The following is a 19,420-nucleotide window of genomic DNA, read 5'->3' as shown; positions in this document are numbered from 1 at the left end:
AAAGTACGTGCCTGAGCACAACGCTGAGAGGCGAGTCGCGGCGGTCACCGGTGCAGCGCAGGGACTCGGCGCCGAAATCGCGCAGCAACTCGCCGAAGACGGATTCTCCGTCGTCCTCCTGGACATCCAGGAGGACGGGCTCGAGACATCGAAGAAGCAGATCGAGACCATCGTGTCCGGCGTCGAGGTGCTCACGCTAGCGGTCGATCTAACCGACGAGGTAGCCGTCGTCGCTGCGTTCGAGAAGATCGACCAGCGGTTCGACCGTCTCGACGCACTGGTCAACACCGCCGGAGGCAGCGGAACGGATCCGGTGCGCTCGCTCGACGACCTCGGCGCCGACGTCTGGCGGCGGGTGCTCGACAACAACGTAACCAGCGCCTTCCTCTGCAGCCGACAGGCAGTGCCACTCATGCTGCGACACGGCTACGGCCGGATCGTGAACTTCTCGTCCGCGGTCGCCAACGGCCTGGCAGGTCCCTCGGGCACCGTAGGTGCCCGGCTGCCGTACGCCGCATCGAAGGCTGCGATCAACGGCTTCACGAAGCAGCTGGCTAAAGACCTCGGCGCAACGGGCATCACCGTGAACGCGGTCTCGCCCGGTCTGGTTCTACCGACCGCCGGCCGGGTGCGGACCATCTTCGAGGCGCTGTCCGACGAGACGCAGGACGCGACACGCGCAGCTATTCCACTGGGCCGCACAGGAACCGGTACGGAGATCGCGGCCGCAGTCGGATACCTCGTGTCCGAACATGCCGGTTTCACGTCGGGATGCATCCTCGCGGTCGACGGAGCTGCATCATGAGCGACGTGCTCGACGTGCCCCTGGTATTCGTTCCGGCGCTGGGATCGGACGCTCGCTCGTGGCGGCCGGTAGCCGACATCCTCGGCGACAAGGTAACCAGCGTCGTGGTGCGCGGTCACGGCAGTTCGATCGAGGACATGGCCGACCGCGTACTCGAGCAGAGCCCGCAGGAATTCTTCCTCGTGGGAAACTCCATGGGTGGGTACGTCTCACTGGAGATCGCGCTCCGGAGAACGGGTCGCGTGCGAGGCCTGGTACTGCTCAACTCGTCCGCAATCGCTGCCGATTCCGATCGGCGCGCGAATTCCCAGCGCCTCGTCGAGAAAGTTCGAGCAGGGGAATTCGACGAAGCGGTGACAATGATTTCGAGCGCTGTCGCCCCGCAGCGGCCGGACGTCGCCGAAGCCGCGGCCACGATGGCGCGAGATCTCGGTGACGAGGTGTTCATCGCACAGCAGACGGCCGTGTCGAACCGACGCGACCGGCGCTCCGAAATCGCTACGCTCGACGTGCCCACACTCGTGATCGTGGGTGAACACGACGCGATCACCCCGCTCGCGCTCGGTTCCGAAGTCGTCGACTCGGTCCCGCATGCGGAACTGGTCGTCCTCCCCGGGGTCGGCCACCTCTCGACTCTCGAAGCGCCGGACGCCGTGGCTTCGCACCTGCTGTCCTGGCTGTCGCGCCAGGTCACTTCCGCGAGGACGGGGCTGTGATCGAGTTCGACCACACCACACTCGGGCAACGGGTGCTGTTCGCCCGCGGGCAAGCGGTCGACAACATCGTCTCGGCCGTGGGGGACCTGTCCGCGTCGCGCGTGCTGCTCGTCGCTGATTCGTTCGTGACGAGCCTCGCGGACGAGATGGCTCACCGGGTACCGGTCGTGGCTCGGATCGACGATGTCGTCCAGCACGTGCCGGTCGCGAACGGTCGCGCTGCTGTCGACCTCGCGCGTTTAGAGGCTGTCGACGCGGTCGTGTGCATCGGCGGCGGCTCGTCGACGGGGCTCGCCAAGTTCGTTGCCCGCGACACTGGGATCCCGATCGTTGCCGTCCCGACCACGTTCGCCGGCTCCGAAGCCACCGACGTGTGGGGACAGACGGACGGGGATCGCAAGACCACCGGATCCGATCCGAAAGTTCTGCCCCGAGTCGTGGTCTATGACGCGGCTCTCTTCGCCTCGCTGCCCGCCCGACTGGCGGTGGCGTCGGGGCTCAACGCCGTCGCCCATGCGGTGGACGCTTTCTGGGCGCCGCGTGCCGACCCGATCGACACGGCACTTGGCACCGAGGGCCTCCGTGCGCTCGTTCCCGGCTTGCGGGCTATGTCCGAAAACCCTGACAATCTTGACGCGCGAGAGGCCACGCTCTACGGGGCCTACCTCGCGGCCGTGGCGTTCGCCTCGGCGGGCAGCGCGCTGCATCACAAGATCTGCCACGTTCTGGGTGGTGCATTCGGGCTGTCACACGCCGACACGCATGCCGTGGTGCTGCCCTACGTGATGGACTTCAACGGCCCCGCCGCGCCCGATGCAGCGCGCCGAGTGTCGGACGCCCTCGGTGGCTCGTCGGCTGCACGCGGGCTCTACGACCTCCGCCGGGACCTGGGTGTCGTCGACTCTCTCTCACAGTTGGGTATGCCGGAGGACGGCATCGACACCGCCGCCGAGCGCATCATCGCGGCGGTTCCTGCCTCTAACCCGCGCCCGGTCGCGCTGGCCGATCTGCGCACTCTTCTCGCCGCCGCGTGGGCGGGCGACCCGATCGATGAGCAGGAGCGAGTATGACGATCGAGCAGGAGCGAGCGAACGCCGAGCTGAACCCGTCGACCGAGCAGGCCGCGCGTGAGCAGGCACTGGTCGACACCGTCCTCGGCTCGTTCGGCGAATCGCCGAACGCCCGATTGAAAGAAGTCATGAAGGCGGTGGTTCGGCACGTGCATGCCGCAGCCCGCGAGGTCAGGCTCACCGAAGCCGAATGGAACACGATGATCGCGTTCCTCACCGAAACGGGCCAGACGTGTACGGACACCCGGCAGGAGTTCATTCTGCTGTCCGACGTACTCGGACTGTCCATGCAGGTGATCGGAATGAACAATCCATCGGTCGCGAACGCCACCGAGGCGACGGTGTTCGGCCCGTTCTTCGTGGAAGGTTCACCCCGAATCGAACTTGGACAGGACATGTCGTTCGGCGCGAAGGGGGAGCCGTGCTGGGTGACCGGCAGTGTCCGCGACGTTCACGGTAAACCCGTTCCCCGCGCGCGTATCGAGGTGTGGGAGGCGGATGAGGACGGGCAGTACGACGTGCAGTACGGCGACGACCGCGTCGCGGCACGTGCGCACCTTTTCGCCGACGACAGCGGGGAGTTTCGATTCTGGGGTATGACTCCAACTCCCTATCCGATTCCGCACGACGGTCCGGTGGGGCGGATGCTTTCGGCCGTAGGTCGTTCCCCCATGCGCGCGAGTCACCTGCATTTCATGGTGACTGCGCCTGGCTTACGGCGTTTGGTGACTCACATCTTCGTCGACGGTGACGAGATCGGCTGGAAGGATGCCGTGTTCGGCGTGAAGGAGTCGTTGATCAAGGCGTTCGAGCGTCACCCGTCGGGACCCACTCCCGACGGGCGCGTGGTGAACGGCTCGTGGAGCGACGTCACCTTCGACATCGTCCTCCCCCCCGGGACCTGATGGTAAGGGTCACTCGTCCTCTCGGTCGATATCCGAGCTGGCGAAGTGGCCCGTCACGAATTCGAGAAATGCTCTCGCTGGGGTTCCCGTCGGCCCGTAATTCCGGGTGATCGCGCCGTAGAAGCGAAATGCGTTGGCGTCGCTGATCGGAATCGTGACCGTCGGTGACTGCTGATCGGCCTGGGGAACCGGCACGATGGCGATGCCGCGGCCGTGCCGGACCAGTGCGCGCAGCGTGGACAATTCGGTGGCTTCGATACCGATGGTGGGAGTAAGGCCGGCTTCGTCGAAGAGGCGGTCGACGACTTGGCGCAGCCCGTAGCTCGGGCCGAGAGCGATCATTGGCCGCCCAGCAATTTCGGCAATGGTGATGGACTCGCGATCGGCGAATTCGTCCCCGGGCGGGACTTCGAGACAGAGAAGTTCTCGGCCCAGCGGCACCCAGGCCAGATCTTCCGCGTTTGGTCGAGGTGCGACGAACCCGACGTCGATCCGGCCGTTTCGCACGGCGTCAACTATGGCGTCCGCGGCCCCTCCCTCGAGTTCGAACGTGGTCAGCGGTGCAACCAGGTGGTATTGGTCCAACAGGGAGGGGACGAGCCAGGATCCGAAGGAATGGAGGAATCCGAGGGACACCACTCCGCGCTCAGGATCCACCAGAGTTCGGATCCGTTCTTCGCCCTGGGTGAGCTCCTGCATTGCTCTGACCGCGTGGGCCCGGTAGATCTCACCGTATTTGTTCAGCCGGATCCGGTTCTGATTCCTGTCGAATAACTTGACGCCCAATTGACGTTCGATTCTCGCCAGTGCACGCGACATAGTCGGCTGGCTGATGTGGAGATGTGTGGCGGCGTTGGTCACGTTCTCGGTTCGCGCCAGGATGACAAACCATTCAAGCTCACGTAATTCCATGGTTGTAAAGCACTTCCTCTCATAGCGCCAAAGGCGTATCGGTGTCCACGACCCGCAGACGAACCGCGTGTCCACTCGGATCGGACAGCGCCTACCCCAAGGTGGTTCCGCCCAAGGTCGCAACGAGCGCGCTCGCGGTGTCAAAGTTGACGAAGCCTGCACGGTGAAGTTCCGGAACCGTCACCTGGGCAAGAAGTTCCACGGTGCCAGCGTTCCAGAGAGGGAGAAGCGTGACCCCATCTGCGACTCCCGCTGTGCGGATATCCGCGGCCAAACATGCGAGACCACTCGCTGTTCCCACGAATCGCAAGGTTGTCGGACTAGAGGGGGTCGCCAATTCGAGTTCTCGAAGTGCCAGCCGCGCCTTCCGCGCAGTCGAAGCGAGCAGAATTTCGACGTCGAGCAGCACGAAGGGCCGATTTGCGGATGCCTGCGCGTGGTCGACCAGCCTCCTTGCGTACGCGTCCGTGGCCAGTTGCAGATCGCGGGCACGGAATCGTTGCGTTCGTTCGTCACCGGGTGGCGCAATTCGGGATGAGGCGTCCGGAGCGGTCCGGCTGCGTTCGTATCCGACCGTGAAGGCAGGATGATGGCCACCGTCGACGAGATCGACTGCGACGTGAACGTGCCGCTCGCGGAACGTCGCCGATCCCACGGCGGAGAGGTGACCTAAGCCGCGCGCCGCGGCGGAAATTTGCTCCCCGAGCGGTCCCTCATTCGGGCACGACACGTATTCGGTACTCAAGCCGACACCGGCCAGGCGCCAGGTACTGCTGGCCGCAGCACCCGTCTCGGAGTTCCTTCGGACGGCGCGCGGTCTGCTCGCGCCGGAATCGCCGAGACACCGGCGACGAATTTCAGGAAACGCCGTGCGGCCTGGCTACTCGGACCATGCCTGCGGATGACCGCCCCGTAGCACCGGAACGCAGTCGGGTCGCTGAGCGGGACGGTACCAGTGGCGGACGGGTGTCCCGATGGGGCGGCGGGCACGACCGCCACGCCCAGTCCGGCCGCGACAAGGGCATGCAGTGTGGGAAGTTCGGTGGCTTCGAGCGCGATGCGAGGCCTGAACCCCGCCTCCCGGCATAGGCGGTCCGTGGCCTGGCGTAGACCGTGTCCAGCCTTCAGTGCGACCATTGGCTCGTCTGAGACATCGGTCATCGCGATATGGTCATGGCCCTCGAACGCATGGCCCGCGGGAACCCTCAAACACAGGGCCTCATGCCCGAGCGGTATCCACACGAGATCGTCCGCGGCCGGCTCAGGAGCTACGAAGCCGATATCAATTTTCCCCTGCCGCACACTGTCCACCACGGAATCGCAAGCACCCCCATGTAATTCGAAGGACGTACTTGACGCGACACCGCGATACCTCATGAGCAGATCCGGTATCAGCCACCCACCGAAGGAATGCGCAAACCCAAGCGACACCGAGCCTCGATCCGGATCGACCAGGGTGGCGATCCGTTGTTCCGCACGGTCTAACTCGTTCAGTGCCCGTAACGCGTGGGCCTGGTAGAGCTTGCCGTACCTGTTCAGTCGCAGCCGGTTCTGGTGGCGGTCGAAAAGCTGCACTCCAAGCTTGCGCTCGATTCGGGCCAACGCCCGCGACAGGGTCGGCTGGCTGATATTCAACCGTATCGAAGCCTCCGTGATGTGCTCGGTTTCGGCCAGCGTCGTGAACCACTGAAGCTCGCGCAATTGCATGGTGAACCTGCCTAGGGGAGAACGCCGTCGCTGGCGGATACCTACCGGTGGTCCAGCGCTGGGGTTCCAGTCGACAATTAGGACCATCCCTCGCACCTGGGTCCTCGGGATGGGAACTCCACCTTCCCCCGCGCGGCATGTCCGTGACAGCGTGGGAACACCTAGAAGCTACGTAATTGGGCATCTACGTACCCTGTGACATGGGACACCGATCCGGGGACGCGCGTCACGCCTTCTTGCCGAGGGCGGCGGCTGCCCACAGACCGGCCTCAGTGCGTGATTTGACGCTAAGCTTGGCCAAAATGTGCTCGACATGAACCTCGACTGTGCGCGGAGAGAGCACCAGCTTGCCGGCAATGGCACGATTGCTGAGACCCTCCGCCAACAGCGCCGCTACCTCCGTTTCCCGCGGCGTCAGCAAGCCAGCCGCAGCCACCGTGTCCGTCGGGTCCGATGGGACGGCGGCGACCGACCCCAGCGCCAAGCGCATCCGCTGACCGCGGTCCAGTCGCCGACCGATGTCGTGATGGCGGGCGAACAGGTCGTCCCCGAGCCGATCCTGGACGGCGGATTTGATCGCCTGATAGCGCGAGCCAAGCATGCCCGGTACCTCAGTATCGACAATGGCCAGCAGTTCAGCGACGACGCCCAACATCTTCGCCGCCTTCTTGGGATCGCCGTCGTCCAGCGCGATGCCTGCCATCAGATCGAGGACGACTGCACTGCCGAAGTCATCGTGATAGTCCCATCGCAATGTGAGGCTCTGCTCGGCGTACTCCTCAGCGACATCGAGGTCCTGACGCGTCCACGCGTCGAATCCCAACATCCACAGCGAATAGGAGCGGCCCCAAGTATCGCCCAGACGTTCGCTTCGTTCGACGGCTTCCCGGCCGGCGTCCGTGGCACCTACATGATCTCCGGATATGCTCCTGACGAATCCGAGCAGGAACAAGGTCATCAGCAGACCCTCGGCATCCGCGTGCTCGAGGTGGGCGGTGTAAGCCATTTCCAGAGATGAGCGGCTAACCTCGAAATCCCCGGTGATCAACGCGGCCAATCCTGTCCACGTCGCGGCCCGCGCAGCAATTCGCGGATCACCGATCTTCCGGGCGATCGTGTCCGCTTCGTCAAGAAGCTCCCGGGCAGTATGCGTTTCGCCGTGCAGCGCCTCAATCCACCCCGCTGCCCACAGGGCATTGCCACGCTCGGCGCAGACGGTCATATCGTTGGCAAGGGCACGCTCCAGCCAGCGGCGACCCTCACGGAGATGGCCATTCATCCAGAAGAAGCGGAGGTCCGCAGCGAGCTCCAGGGCGCCATGAGAGCCCGGAGCCGCGTGGAGGAGATGGTCAAAGGCTAACTCGAGGTCGGTGAGGTCAGACTCCCACCGCTGGACCATATCGAGTTGGCGCGGGCCGAAGAAGTTCTCGGCGGCTCTGCTCGCCCACGTTCGGTAATACTCCGTGTGGGCACGCCGGACGCGACCGTAGTCTTCGCCGGCCCCGGCTTGGGCCCGCCCGAACTCGCGCAGAGTTTCCAAGAACCGATAGCGCATGTCGCCGTGCGTCGTCTCGGTGAGAACAATCGACTTGGATACCAAGCCATCGAGCGCGTCGAACAGTTTGGTTCCTTGCAGTGGAGGGAGCCCGCACACGGCGCGGATCGTGGGAAGATCGACGCTGCCGCTGAACACGGCCATTCTCTCCCAGAGCAGCTGTTCGGTGGAGGAGCATAGGTCATAGCTCCACCGCACCAGGGCATCCAAAGACCGGTGGTGCGGCGCGGCGGTGGGGTCACCCGAGGTCAACAGTGCGAATCGGTCGTCAATGTGAGTCAGCAGCTCGTGCACCGACAGCGATCGCAGCCGCATAGCAGCGAGTTCGATAGCCAGCGGCATTCCGTCCAGATAGGTGCACAGCTGTGCGATCTCCGCCGCAGTCCGGTCGGTGATCTCGAATTGATCGTTGACCGCCTTGGCCCGGGCTTTCAGCATGGCCGCGGCCGGATACTCGCAAAGTTCGTCGGCGGTGAGGCCGCGATGATTCGGGGGGATTTCCAGCGGGCGAACGGCGACTACACGCTCGCCTCGGATTCCTAATGGCTCTCTGCTGGTAGCCAATACTCGCAGCTCGGCGGAGGCGGCGAGGAGCGCGGACACCAATCGCCGGCATCCGGGAAGGACGTGCTCGCAATTGTCCAGTATCAACAGCATTGAGCGATCGGCCACATGCCGCCGGAGCTGTTCTTCGGCATCCACGCTGGCCGATGCGCTCAGGCCGATTTGTGTCACCACGGCTTCGGCTACAGTGTCTGAACTGCGTTGCGCGCCCAGCTCGACGAACCATACGCCGTCTCGGAATGCCCGGTCGAGCTTGGCGGACAACGCCGCAGACAGAGCGGTCTTGCCCACGCCCCCGGGTCCGGTGAGTGTAACGAGGCGGGTAGAAGCAAAAAGTTCACGTGCGCTCGCCAGCTCGCGCTGGCGCCCGAACAATTCCGCCGCTGGTGGCGTCAGTGCTCGAGCCCGCGAGACTTGCCTACCCATCTCGGGCATTTTACTCCAGCGCCGACAGCGCAGTGAGCAGGGCGTAGTCGAGCGCGGACAGCGCCAGATCGGTGGCCTTCAGGCCTGCAAGGGGGTGCCGCATTGGGTGCCGAACGTCGTCCTGCTCCCACACGGTTTCGCCAAAGAACGAGGCCACGGAATGTTTGCGCCTCCTCCTACCTGCCGATGCCTTTCAGGGCGGCGTCGACCATGGCATCGGTGGCCTCCTCGTCCAGGTCCCCGGTCTGGAACAGAAGTCGGAAGTAAATTGGAGCGTAGAGCATTTCGGCGACGACATCAGGGTCGATGTCATCCCGCACGGCACCTTCGGCGACGGCGCGCTCGATCAAAAGCCTTGCGGCGTCGGCGCGTCCTTTCCAGAACCGTTGCTTGAACTCCTCGAGGGTTGCCGGATCATGCTGGCACTCTGCGATGAGCTGCGCGATCAGTCGCCCCTCCGGCCCACTGTAGACGCGTGCGAGTGACGCCAGATGTGCCCGCAGTGCATCGATAGCTGGACCCTCGTCGTGGATCGGGGTCTGCGCCACGTGGTTGTCGAGGAAGGAATCGATGACTACAGCCGTCTTGCTGGGCCACCACCGATAGATCGTCATCTTGCTGACACCGGCATGCTTGGCGATGCCTTCGATGGACAGCTTCTGCAGCGACACCGGCCCAGGTGGGGTGTCGTTGAGCAACTCCATGGTTGCCTGCAGGACCGCCTTGCGGCTTGCTTCACTCCGTACGGCCATGCCCGAAATGCTATCCGGTCCGTCTCGGATCGCAACTACCCGGGCCCTGGCCTCGTGGTGGTGGTTTGCACTGGCGCTGGTGATGGACACCACAGTGCTGTACGGTACGTATCGAATTGAATTGGAAGGAGTGGTTGAACCGGAACCCTCGGAAACGGTCGGTCTCGAGCTCGATCGTCGACGCGAGCCGGGACGCAACTCGACGGAATCGAATCCTGCGTACCCCATCGGAGAACGGGAGGTCGCGTCGTGGCTCCCGAGGAAAAGCCGTACCCATTCGCCACTCAGGCAGTGAACTGATTTCAGAAAGGCAGCACACAATGAATCAGCCTCAGGCGCGAACCGCCTCTATTCGTCGGGTGGTGACGGCGGTCGACGAGCAGGGCCGGTCATACGTCCTTGCCGACGGCAAGGCCCCCAACATTTTCAGGTCACCGACGGTTCCCGGATTCGGCGCCGCGCAGGTGTGGGCCACCGAACCGGGACCGGTGTCCAACGACGGCCGCCTCGACCCAGCTTCCGTCGACGCCGAGATCCCGATGTACCCGGAACTGGGTGGCACGATCTTCCGCGTCGCCGACTTCCCACCCGACAGCGTGTACGAAAAGGCCGGGAAGGACCAGCTATTCTCCGACATCGGCGGCGACCACGCGCGAGAGGAAGCGACCCACAGCGGCAACCGCCACTTCTGGTTCCACAAGACCGACTCGATCGACTTCGCCGTCGTAATCGAGGGCGAGATCTGGCTACTTCTCGATGAGGGCGAGTGCCGGCTCGAGGCCGGTGACGTGATCGTCCAGCGCGGCACCGCGCATGCCTGGTCCAACCGAACCGACGAGAACTGCCGGGTGGCGTTCCTTCTGTTCGGCGCCTTGCCGGTATCGACCGACGACACCCAGAGCGAATTGGCGGGGCAGTCGTCGTGACAGAAACACCGGGGGACGTTCTGTGGTGCCCCGATCAGGCCCGCACAGAGGGCAGTGAATTCACCAGATTCGTCACCTGGCTGACCACATCGGGTCTCGTGACGCCGGGCACGATCGACGACTACCACGCACTGTGGCACTGGTCGGTCACCGACCCGAATGCGTTCTGGCGCGCGTTCGCCGACTACATCGGCATCGTCGTCGACACCCCGGACGGCGAACCTGTCGTGCCCGACACGATGCCCGGCGGGCGATGGTTCCCGGGAACGACGGTCAACTACGCCTCGTATGCGCTCGCCGACCACGACAACGCCGACGAGGCCATTGTGGCCATCGACGAGGACGGTACGACAACGACGACCACATGGCACGAGCTCCGCCGGCAAGTCGGCGCCCTCGCCGCGTTCCTGCGACAATCCAGGGTCCAGCACGGCGACCGCGTGGTTGCAATCCTGCCCAACCGCACCGAAGCGGTGGTCGGGTTTCTCGCCGCAGCCTCGGTCGGGGCGGTGTGGTCGATCGTCGCGCCCGAGTTCGGCGTCGGCGCCATCGTTTCGCGGCTGCAGCAACTCGAACCCGTCGTGCTGATCGCGGCGAGCGGTTACACCTACGGTGGCCGCCGTCTCGATCGCAGTGACGTCCTTGCCGACATCGTCGCTCAACTGCCGAGCCTGCGCGAAATCGTCTGGGTCGATACCGCTGCGGGTGTTCCGGCCACGTCGATGCGTACGCACTCCTGGCAGGACGTCGTGGCCGCCGAGCACGAATGGGAAGCCGACCAACTACCGTTCGACCATCCCCTGTGGGTGCTGTTCTCCTCGGGCACCACTGGCATCCCGAAGGGGATCGTCCATGGACACGGCGGCGTCGTCCTCGAGCACCTGAAAACCCTGACCCTGCACGCCGACCTTCGCCCCGGAGACAAGCTGTTCGTCGTCGGCACCACCAGTTGGGTGGTGTGGAACATGCTCGTCTCTGGGCTTCTGCGCGGGGCCACCATCGTTCTCCTCGACGGCAACCCCGCCCATCCCGACATCGACCGGGTCTGGCGAGTCGCTGCCGAGAACAAGGTGTCGATGCTCGGCCTCGGCGCTGCCTACACACACGCCAGTATGCGCGCTCAGCTGCGCCCAGGAACCGACCACGACCTCTCCGCGCTCCGAATGATCCAGGTCACCGGCTCCCCCCTGGCACCGGACGCATTCCGGTGGGTCTACGACGCCGTCGGGCCGGTGTGGCTGGCATCGGTCAGCGGGGGCACCGACATCGCCGGAATCTTCCTCGGCGGCGCGCCGACCGAACCGGTGCGTCTGGGACGCCTCCAGCCGCCTGCGCTCGGGGTTGCCGCCGCAGCATGGGACACCGCCGGCCACCCGGTGGTCGGCCAACCCGGCGAGCTGGTGATCACCAGCCCGATGCCGTCGATGCCGCTGTACTTCTGGAACGACCCCGACGGCTCGCGCTACCGCGAGAGTTACTTCTCGACGTACGCCGGTGTGTGGCGCCACGGAGACCTGGTCGAATTCGATACCGATCGCAGCTCGGTCATCGTCGGACGATCGGATTCGACACTGAACCGCAACGGCATCCGGATGGGCCCAGCGGACCTGTACCGGGTGGTCGAGGCGTTGCCGGAGGTCGAGGAGGCACTCGTGGTGGGTGTCGAGGAGACCGACGGCTACTACATGCCGCTGTTCGTGCAGTTGCACACCGGAACCGATCCCGAAGCCGCGATCACGGCCATCCGCAACGCGATTCGTGCGGCGCTGTCACCACGGTACGTCCCCGACGACATCATTGTTGTCTCGCGGATTCCGCACACCCGCACGGGCAAGAAGCTCGAGGTTCCGGTCAAGCGGATTCTGCTCGGGCACTCCGTGGACCAGGTGGTCGACCCGGGTTCGGTCGACGATGCGCAGGTGCTGATCGAGATCCGTGACCGCACGATACGACAGCGACAGGTGAGCGTGCCATGACGATCACCGAGCCGGTCCGCAGGCTGCTGGCGCAGGATTCGAGCCTGGCCGAATTCGGAATCGAGGTGCTCTCGGCGGGGGAGGGGCGGGCGGTACTGCACATGGTGATCGATGAGTCCGTGGCGAACGGCCACCGCATCGCCCACGGCGGGGTGATCTATGTCCTCGCCGACAGCGCCTTCGCGTGTGCCGCCAACAGCCGCACACCCGGAACAGCCACCGCCGGTGCGTCGATCGAGTACTACACCCCGGCACACGTCGGAGAGGAATTGGTGGCCGAGGCAATCGTCCGGCACCACACCGGTCGGCACTCCCTGGTCGACGTCACCGTCCGCAGCGGCCCTCGTGTCGTCGCGGAATACCGCGGCCGGGGGGCAGTCCTGCGCCGCCCGGATAGTGCGGTCGGCAGCCGAACCGCCGACCAATCGGAAGAGAGATGAGGATGGACCAGAAACGATTCACACTGGGGACCTTCGACGCCGGCAACGGCCCATTCCCCGGACTGGTAGTCGACGACGACGTGTACGACATCAGTGCATTCACAGCCTATGACTCGACCGCCGCGCTACTCGAGGACTGGGACTCCGCGTTCAAGACACTGGCCGAGGCCGCGGTCTCACCCACTACGCCCGGAACACCCGCGTCGGAACTGCGAACGCTGCCGCCGGTGACCCGGCCGGGCCAGATCTACGGGGCCGGAGCGAACTATCGCGAGCACATCATCCAGATGGCGGTAGCGCACAAGCTGGGCACCGCCGGACTGACGGACGAGGAGCTCGCCGAGGAGGCCGGCCACGACATCGACGAGCGCAAAGCGCACGGCGAACCGTATGTGTGGACCGGTGTCCCTTCGGCGATCAGCGGCGCGTACGACGACATTCTTCTTCCTACCGGATGGTCCGACCACGACTGGGAACTCGAGCTCGGCGTGGTCATCGGTCGTCGTGCTCACAACGTCACGGTGGCCGGCGCACTCGACTACGTCGCCGGCTACACGATCTGCAACGACCTCACCACACGAAGCCTGGTTCCGCGCAGGGATATTGCGATGATGGGAACGGACTGGATGCGGGCGAAGAACTTCCCGACGTTCTACCCGACCGGCCCGTGGCTCGTTCCGGCAGCTTTCGTGCCAGACCCACTGAACCTGGGTATCCGGCTTCGCCTCAACGGTGACACCATGCAGGACAGCACCACGGGCGACATGGTCTTTGGCCCCGCGGAACTGATCTCCTACATCTCGCGCTTCGTCGAGCTCGAGCCCGGAGACATGGTGATCACCGGATCCCCGCCCGGCAACGGCTCGCACTGGGGCCGGTACCTCCGCCAGGGGGACGTCCTCGAATGCGAGATCGATGGTCTGGGCATGCAACGCACCCGCTGTATCGACGCCTAGTTGTACTGACCTGGGAGGTTGGGTACGCGGGTGGCGGGTGGTTGGCCGCCGAGTGCGGTGTGGCCTCGGTGGTGACTGTAGGTGTGCAGCCATCGCGGGAACTCGTCGCAGCGTTCGCGGTCGCTGGTGTAGAGGCGGGCGTAGGCCCATTCGTCGGCCAGGGTGCGGTGGAAGCGTTCGACTTTGCCGTTGGTTTGGGGTCGGTAGGGGCGGGTTCGGCGATGCTTGATCTCACCGAGTGCGTCTCGGAACGCGTGTGATCGGTAGCAGGAACCGTTGTCGGTCAACACCTTTTCGACCGTGATGCCGTGCTCGGTGAACCACGCGTTGGCGCGTAGCCAGAACGCGGCGGCGGTGGCTTTGCGTTCGTCGCCCAACAGTTCGGAGTAGGCCAACCGTGAGTGTGCGTCGATCGCGGTGTGCAGGAAGTGGTAGCCGCGGACCGGACGGTAGTACTTGTCGACCTCGCCGCTGCTTTTGTCGGCCCGGGCATTGCGGCTGCCTGCCGAGCGACCGACCTTCCGCCATCCGCCGCCGGCGGGGATCTTGCCCAGTTTCTTGACATCGACATGAACGAGATCGCCGCAGTGCGGTGAGTGCATGCGACGGATCACCCGTCCGGTCGGGCGGTCGAGCCACCGCAGTCGAGCCAACCCGTACCGGCTCAGGACCTTGTGCACTGTCGAAACATTCAGACCCAGCAGATACGCGATCCGGGCCGGACCCCAGCGGCGGATGACGCGGACCTTGATGATGCGCCGCTCGGTGCGCGTCGGGGTCTGGTTCGGGCTGCGATGTGGCCGTGACGTCACCAACGTTGGATCAGTACACCTAGTCGCCGCGGAAGCTGCCCGCCGGAGGAGGCCGGGTGCTTGCGTTGGCTACGAAAACGTGGACATTAAAATTAAGAGGTTCGTCAGCTCGAATGCGAACGCGTCCGGACGGCCGTTTCCATGTACGCCACGCTGTTGATCGCCTCACCGCTGCGGGTTGACGTATGCAAATGGGTGCGGGCTCGCTCGACGAGCAACCCGCACCCATTCTCGTACATACAATCTCACTCACCGACGGTGGAGGGCCGGAGGTGTGAATCCCACCGTTGACCCCGCGGACTCATTCTTGGAGGCGATCTTGCTCGCCAAGCCATGACCCGCTCTGAACCGGTCAACCAGATCAGAGCGTCTTCCGCGGGGCGTTTCACGATGCGGGGGAGCGGGGCCGCGCACCCGGCTCACGCCCTTCCCGACCCGTGCGGAGGTTCTGGTGGCAGCGGACGGGAACGTCGATCAGCCACCGCAGGCAGGAGTTTTGGTGGTCGCACCATGACAATCTCGTCGATTCTTCCGTCGCGCACCTTGTTGGCATACTCGGGATCGGCGAGGAGTTGCCGGGCAAGCATCAGAGCATCTCCGTGGCCGGATACGATCGCGTCGGCACCCGTCTGCGGATCGGTTGTGCTGCTGAGGAACAGCGGGACATCGCCGACTGCCCCGCCTCCCGCCGGTGAGGTTCCCGGTGGGAGGCGGTCCTCGGTCATATGAACGTTCTTCGGGCTTGCGGTGAGAATCGGCCGGTCCTTGCCTGGCATTCCCATCCGCCCGAATCCGGCGAAGGCTTGGGAGAAGATCGCGGTCCCGTGGGAATGCACGGCGGCGGTGAACCGCCCCAGGTCGGGGATGAGATCGTCGGAGTCGAAACGGAGCAGTGGCCGGAACGGTGCCTCGTCAACTCCTCGTGACGTGGCCGCTGACCCTCCGACGATGATCATGCCGACGCCGGTGGCGCGCTCGGTGAGGAACGCAATCGTTTGTCTGCTCGGACGTCCGCCCTTGTGCTGCTGCAGGACCGCCATCGGACCCATGACGATGCGGTTGGCGATCTCGAGTCCGTTGATACTCGGTGGCTGGAAGAGCCCTTCGCTCGGACGAACAAGGCCCGGGCGGAGTCTGTCATAAATTCTTCCGGTGACGTCTGTGGCAGTCGTGACTGCGGATGTTCTCTTCGGTGCGACGAATTTCGGAGCAATCGGTGTGTACGCCGCATCGATGGGCGAGAAATCCGACGGAGGCCCTCCGGTCGCATCTGTCGTCACCGTGGGGTGCGAACGCGACCGGAGGGCTCCTTGCGGGTGCCCGGGTAGCCCGGGCTGCGGTGTCGGTACGCGAGGCCCCTATACCGGGGGTGCCTGGAACAGGCCCTTGTCCGGATCGTTGAACATCTGCTTGCTGATCCATTCGTTCATTGAGTCGGCGGTGCCCCACTCATCGGAGGTCTCCGGTTCGCTGGTGTCGTACAGGCTCGGGTGCCAGGTGTCCTCGTCGAGAAGTTCGAGTTCGGTGGTGTACTCCATCGTGTTGCCGTTGGGATCGTGGAAGTAGGTGAAGGTGTTGTCGCCGGCGCGGTGTCGGCCCGGTCCCCAGATCTTCGGGACCTCGGCTCGAATGAGCCGTCCGCTACCGCGCATGTATTCGTCGAGCCCACGCATCTCGAACGACACGTGATTGAGCGCGGTATGGGGGCACCGGGCGATCGCCATACTGTGATGCTGCGGTCCACAGCGCAGGAACCACATGAGCCCACCCATGTGAGGATGGACGAGGGTGTCGGAGAGACGCAAGTCGAGGTGCTTCACGTACCAGGCCAACATCTTCTCGGGCTCAGGCGAGTTGAGAACCACGTGCGACAGTCGCACGGGAATGGCTTCACGTTCCTCGATCTTGCGGTGTGTGCGGGTCTCGACGTCGGCGGAAACTTCGAGGACGCGACCTTCGAGGTCGAAGAACCGGAATCCGTAGCCTCCGCCGGGCGTCTGCAAGATGTCGGGTTCGCTGATCAGCGCGACGTTCGCACCGCCGAGGCGGTCGGCGAGCTGATCGACGGATTTGGGGTCTGCTGCGCCGAACGACACGAGATCGAGTCGCTTCTCGTCGGCGCGTCTGACACGCACGATGTACTGCTCAGGCGAGCCTTCGGCCGCGAAGTACGTCAAATTGCTTTCGCCGCCGACATCGGTCAGGCCCCAGTTGTTGCCGTAGAACGCGACCTGCTTGTCGTATTCGGGGACCGCTATGTCGACGTGACGTAGGTGGGTGATCGGACTGAATGACACGGAAATCTCCTTCGGGTACCAGTTCAGGGCAGTGACGGGCAAGGGCTCGTCACTGTGGCAGGGGCGCGGCCTGGACGGCGGGGGCGAGCGCCGCTTTGAAGGTGGGGACGAGTTCGAGCAGTAGCCCGAGCTCCTCACACGTGTCGGCGACACCGAGCACGTACCGGTCCGGGCGCAGGACCACGGCCTTGCCATTCACCGAGGCGAGCAGGTCGGAGAACGTCTCCGGGTCGGTGAGCACCACGGTCTCGCCATCACCGGTGAGCGCCCCCTGAAGCTGTGGTGACAACCCGGCGATCATGTCCTCGGGTGCTGCGACGAGGAACCGGACGCCGACCAGATCGTCGAGGCGTGTTCCGTCGGACAGCCGGGGCTGCAGGGAAAGTCGGCCCGCACTGTCGTTGAGTTCGGCGGTATGCAAGCCGGGACCGAGCGCCGGCGACGGGGGTGCAGATGCACCGGGGTTCGCGCGCACGTAGGCGTCGCGATGTTCGGCGGTCTTGCGGTCCGTGGTCTGCAGAATGCCTGCCATCGTCGCCGCCTGCTCCACCCAGTAATGGGCGTGCGGGCGCCGCTCGCTCTCGTAGGTGTCGAGCAGGTCCACGTCGGCGAGACCCCGCGAGACCAGACTCAGCTTCCAGATCAGGTTGGCGACATCGCGCATGCCGGCGCACAGTCCCTGGCCGAACAGTGGCGGAGCCTGATGGGCGGCGTCCCCGGCGAGGAACACATTGCCCGCACGCCACCGCTCGGCAACCCGTGCGCGGAAGGTATAGATCGCGGCCCGGTCCGGCGTGAATCGGTCCGTCGGCAGAACGCCGTGGCTGATGCGCTCGATGGCGGCCGCGGTGGTGATCTCCTGGGGATCATCGTCCGGCATGACCTTGAACTCCATCCGGACCCGCTTGCCGGGAAGGCGAACCCACAGTGCCGGCCGACTGTAATGACCGAGGAACACCATGTCGCCACTGATGTCAGGCTCCCCGTCCAGTAATCCGTCAACGACCAGCCACGGATCATCGCTACCGAGGCTTTCGGTCCGGACATCGAGCAGTCGCCGCACCGTCGAGGTAGCCCCATCAGCTGCGATGACCCATCGCGCGGTGAGGGTCTCCGTAGAGCCCTCGGCGTCTGTGACCACACAGCGAACCCCGTCGGCAATGTGCTCCAGATCGGTCAAGGTGGTCCCCGAGCGAAGTGACACGCCGGCCTGGCGGTCCACCTCGCTGCGCAGCAGTACCTCAATGTCGGGCTGATGGAACATGACGTCGTCATGCCATGCCTGTGTTCCGAGTTTCCCCGTTGGATGTGAGAACAGCGTCTCGCGTGCTTCATTCTCCATGCGGAAGTCCGTCATCGGCTTACATCGAGCCATCGCCTGTTCGCCCAGGCCGAGGGCTTGAAATGCGCGAAGGGTCTCTCCATCGAAGTGCACCGCCCGAGCCTGTGGCCACACGCTACTTTCGCGTTCGATCCCGATCGCTGAGATCCCGGCCTGGCCGAGAAGAGCGAGGGCGGCCACCCCCACGGGGCCGCCGCCGACGACCACCACTTCGTAATCCCAAGACACGTGAGCTCCTTGCTGTACTAGACGTCTCGTATCGATTTCCGTACTCTAACCCCATGCGATGTGGATCACAATCACTTTCTGTAGCGATATGTACGAGGGCTTCGAAACAACTCACACGGAGGCACAGTCGATGACGGTGCAGCAGTCGGTGTTCGTCGTCCCCCCGGTCGTGGCGGTGGCGCAGCATCGGGGGCTGTTCGCCGCAGCGGGCGTCGATGTGGAGACAAAATTGGTGGGGTCCTCCCACGAACAGCGCCGGGAACTCGACGAAGGCCGAGCGGATGTCGGCATCACCGCGACAGACAACCTGTTCGCCTGGAATGCAACGGGTTCGGACATCGCGGTGATAGCCCAGATCGAAACGACCACCGATCTTGCCTTGACGCTTCGGCCCAAATTGCTATCGACCGATGGTCTCGACGTGATTCGTCTGGCGGTCGACGCCCCTACGAACGGCTTCGCCATCGTCGCGTACTCGATGATGGCGCGGCTCGGCCGGACGAAAGACCAGTACGAGGTCGTCGAGGTGGGTGGCGTGCGCGAACGGTTCGAGTCACTGATCGCCAACACGGCGGACGTGACTCTCCTGGCGCCGCCGCTGGACGAGATCGGCCGCGATCAGGGGATGACCGTTGCCATGCGGATAGCGGAACTGGTGCCGTCCTACCCCGGCCTCGGAATCGTGTCCACCCGAAAGGTCCTCTCGGGAAAAATGGACGAAATTGTCCGGTATCTCCGAGCTTTGGCCGCGGCCCACCGGTGGATGCAACAGGCGGCGGCATCCGAGGTCGAGCAAGAACTGCTCGCCACGGGGTTCGGACAGGCTGCGGTCGCCTCTGCTCTCGCCGCGGTGCCGCAGACCCTGGCCCCCTCCGGTATCGGCATTCGGGCGCTCGCCCAGCTGCGCGATGACCTCGGCATGATCGTCCAGGGTGCACCGGAGGCCGGTGATCTGATCGACCTCCGCCCGCTGCAGGCCGCCGGGCTCGTGCCGATACACAACCGCGAGGACGGCTGCGAACCGCTCTGAC

General features: G+C 64.7%; 17 protein-coding genes and 1 pseudogene. 9 read left to right on the top strand and 9 right to left on the bottom strand.

The window, feature by feature from the left end; all coding sequences use genetic code 11:
- Positions 1 to 7: 7 nt before the first annotated feature.
- Genes JWS14_RS41645 through JWS14_RS41630 form a run of 4 tightly spaced genes read left to right on the top strand, consistent with a single transcriptional unit; the run spans position 8 to position 3,496 of the window.
- On the top strand, positions 8 to 805 hold the full coding sequence (locus JWS14_RS41645; RefSeq protein ID WP_095869835.1) for an SDR family NAD(P)-dependent oxidoreductase: 798 nt from the start codon (positions 8 to 10) through the stop codon (positions 803 to 805).
- On the top strand, positions 802 to 1,521 hold the full coding sequence (locus tag JWS14_RS41640) for an alpha/beta fold hydrolase (protein WP_241031739.1): 720 nt from the start codon (positions 802 to 804) through the stop codon (positions 1,519 to 1,521). Before JWS14_RS41645 ends, JWS14_RS41640 begins: the two co-directional genes overlap by 4 nt.
- The gene (locus JWS14_RS41635) at positions 1,518 to 2,591 is read left to right on the top strand and encodes a maleylacetate reductase (protein WP_095869836.1); all 1,074 of its coding nucleotides are present in this window, start codon (positions 1,518 to 1,520) and stop codon (positions 2,589 to 2,591) included. The genes JWS14_RS41640 and JWS14_RS41635 overlap by 4 nt, the downstream gene beginning before the upstream one ends.
- Complete coding sequence (locus tag JWS14_RS41630) at positions 2,588 to 3,496, top strand: dioxygenase family protein (protein WP_095869837.1); 909 nt, start codon at positions 2,588 to 2,590, stop codon at positions 3,494 to 3,496. Before JWS14_RS41635 ends, JWS14_RS41630 begins: the two co-directional genes overlap by 4 nt.
- Positions 3,497 to 3,505: 9 nt before the next feature.
- Here the strand turns inward: JWS14_RS41630 and JWS14_RS41625 are convergent, their stop codons facing one another.
- The 5 genes from JWS14_RS41625 to JWS14_RS41605 form a co-directional block, all read right to left on the bottom strand.
- Positions 3,506 to 4,483 (bottom strand): LysR family transcriptional regulator, encoded by a 978-nt coding sequence (locus JWS14_RS41625; RefSeq protein ID WP_241031738.1) that lies wholly within the window; start codon positions 4,481 to 4,483, stop codon positions 3,506 to 3,508.
- A gap of 666 nt (positions 4,484 to 5,149) precedes the next feature.
- Complete coding sequence (locus JWS14_RS41620) at positions 5,150 to 6,115, bottom strand: LysR family transcriptional regulator (RefSeq protein ID WP_095869839.1); 966 nt, start codon at positions 6,113 to 6,115, stop codon at positions 5,150 to 5,152.
- 226 nt (positions 6,116 to 6,341) lie between these two features.
- Entirely contained in the window at positions 6,342 to 8,660 is a 2,319-nt protein-coding gene (locus JWS14_RS41615; RefSeq protein ID WP_095869998.1) for an ATP-binding protein, read from the bottom strand.
- A gap of 10 nt (positions 8,661 to 8,670) precedes the next feature.
- The gene (locus tag JWS14_RS41610) at positions 8,671 to 8,817 is read right to left on the bottom strand and encodes a hypothetical protein (protein WP_167114292.1); all 147 of its coding nucleotides are present in this window, start codon (positions 8,815 to 8,817) and stop codon (positions 8,671 to 8,673) included.
- Between the two features lie 19 nt (positions 8,818 to 8,836).
- Positions 8,837 to 9,502: a TetR/AcrR family transcriptional regulator gene (locus tag JWS14_RS41605; RefSeq protein WP_164060999.1), complete on the bottom strand. Its 666-nt coding sequence runs from the start codon at positions 9,500 to 9,502 to the stop codon at positions 8,837 to 8,839.
- 230 nt (positions 9,503 to 9,732) lie between these two features.
- Between JWS14_RS41605 and JWS14_RS41600 the strand changes: the two genes are divergently transcribed.
- From JWS14_RS41600 to JWS14_RS41585, 4 genes are read left to right on the top strand one after another with little or no spacing between them, the layout of a single operon-like run.
- The gene (locus JWS14_RS41600) at positions 9,733 to 10,338 is read left to right on the top strand and encodes a cupin domain-containing protein (RefSeq protein ID WP_143548761.1); all 606 of its coding nucleotides are present in this window, start codon (positions 9,733 to 9,735) and stop codon (positions 10,336 to 10,338) included.
- Positions 10,335 to 12,314: an acetoacetate--CoA ligase gene (locus JWS14_RS41595; RefSeq protein WP_095869842.1), complete on the top strand. Its 1,980-nt coding sequence runs from the start codon at positions 10,335 to 10,337 to the stop codon at positions 12,312 to 12,314. The genes JWS14_RS41600 and JWS14_RS41595 overlap by 4 nt, the downstream gene beginning before the upstream one ends.
- Positions 12,311 to 12,754 carry a hotdog fold thioesterase gene (locus JWS14_RS41590; RefSeq protein WP_206016351.1) on the top strand — a complete coding sequence of 148 codons (444 nt, stop codon included), beginning with the start codon at positions 12,311 to 12,313 and terminating at the stop codon, positions 12,752 to 12,754. Before JWS14_RS41595 ends, JWS14_RS41590 begins: the two co-directional genes overlap by 4 nt.
- A gap of 2 nt (positions 12,755 to 12,756) precedes the next feature.
- Entirely contained in the window at positions 12,757 to 13,710 is a 954-nt protein-coding gene (locus tag JWS14_RS41585) for a fumarylacetoacetate hydrolase family protein (RefSeq protein ID WP_179443364.1), read from the top strand.
- Here JWS14_RS41585 and JWS14_RS41580 read toward each other — a convergent pair.
- From JWS14_RS41580 to JWS14_RS50640, 4 genes and pseudogenes are all read right to left on the bottom strand, one after another.
- Positions 13,707 to 14,519, bottom strand: a pseudogene (locus JWS14_RS41580) (IS481-like element ISRhosp6 family transposase); the annotation flags it as partial. The gene JWS14_RS41585 and the pseudogene JWS14_RS41580 overlap by 4 nt on opposite strands.
- Before the next feature lie 422 nt (positions 14,520 to 14,941).
- Positions 14,942 to 15,802, bottom strand: a complete 861-nt coding sequence (locus JWS14_RS41575) for an oxidoreductase (RefSeq protein ID WP_095869845.1) — start codon at positions 15,800 to 15,802, stop codon at positions 14,942 to 14,944.
- A gap of 78 nt (positions 15,803 to 15,880) precedes the next feature.
- A complete protein-coding gene (locus JWS14_RS41570) occupies positions 15,881 to 16,819 on the bottom strand; it encodes a VOC family protein (protein ID WP_095869999.1) in 939 nt (312 codons plus the stop codon).
- Positions 16,820 to 16,868: 49 nt separating this feature from the next.
- A complete protein-coding gene (locus JWS14_RS50640; protein WP_218835159.1) occupies positions 16,869 to 18,389 on the bottom strand; it encodes a bifunctional 3-(3-hydroxy-phenyl)propionate/3-hydroxycinnamic acid hydroxylase in 1,521 nt (506 codons plus the stop codon).
- 130 nt (positions 18,390 to 18,519) lie between these two features.
- Between JWS14_RS50640 and JWS14_RS41565 the strand changes: the two genes are divergently transcribed.
- On the top strand, positions 18,520 to 19,419 hold the full coding sequence (locus JWS14_RS41565; RefSeq protein ID WP_166680756.1) for an ABC transporter substrate-binding protein: 900 nt from the start codon (positions 18,520 to 18,522) through the stop codon (positions 19,417 to 19,419).
- The last annotated feature ends 1 nt before the right edge of the window (position 19,420 follow it).

This window comes from Rhodococcus koreensis, assembly GCF_017068375.1.
Classification (GTDB): domain Bacteria; phylum Actinomycetota; class Actinomycetes; order Mycobacteriales; family Mycobacteriaceae; genus Rhodococcus_F; species Rhodococcus_F koreensis.
The sequence above is the reverse complement of the archived record's forward strand: the minus strand, read 5'-3'. Positions and strand labels throughout refer to the sequence as shown.

What these genes read in the sequence shown, in the direction of transcription:
- JWS14_RS41565 (WP_166680756.1), top strand. Translation starts at nt 18,520, where the DNA reads ATGACGGTGCAGCAGTCGGTGTTCGTCGTCCCCCCGGTCGTGGCGGTG.
- JWS14_RS41585 (WP_179443364.1), top strand. Translation starts at nt 12,757, where the DNA reads ATGGACCAGAAACGATTCACACTGGGGACCTTCGACGCCGGCAACGGC.
- JWS14_RS41640 (WP_241031739.1), top strand. Translation starts at nt 802, where the DNA reads ATGAGCGACGTGCTCGACGTGCCCCTGGTATTCGTTCCGGCGCTGGGA.
- JWS14_RS41630 (WP_095869837.1), top strand. Translation starts at nt 2,588, where the DNA reads ATGACGATCGAGCAGGAGCGAGCGAACGCCGAGCTGAACCCGTCGACC.
- JWS14_RS41615 (WP_095869998.1), bottom strand. Translation starts at nt 8,660, where the DNA reads ATGGGTAGGCAAGTCTCGCGGGCTCGAGCACTGACGCCACCAGCGGCG.
- JWS14_RS41620 (WP_095869839.1), bottom strand. Translation starts at nt 6,115, where the DNA reads ATGCAATTGCGCGAGCTTCAGTGGTTCACGACGCTGGCCGAAACCGAG.
- JWS14_RS41590 (WP_206016351.1), top strand. Translation starts at nt 12,311, where the DNA reads ATGACGATCACCGAGCCGGTCCGCAGGCTGCTGGCGCAGGATTCGAGC.
- JWS14_RS41600 (WP_143548761.1), top strand. Translation starts at nt 9,733, where the DNA reads ATGAATCAGCCTCAGGCGCGAACCGCCTCTATTCGTCGGGTGGTGACG.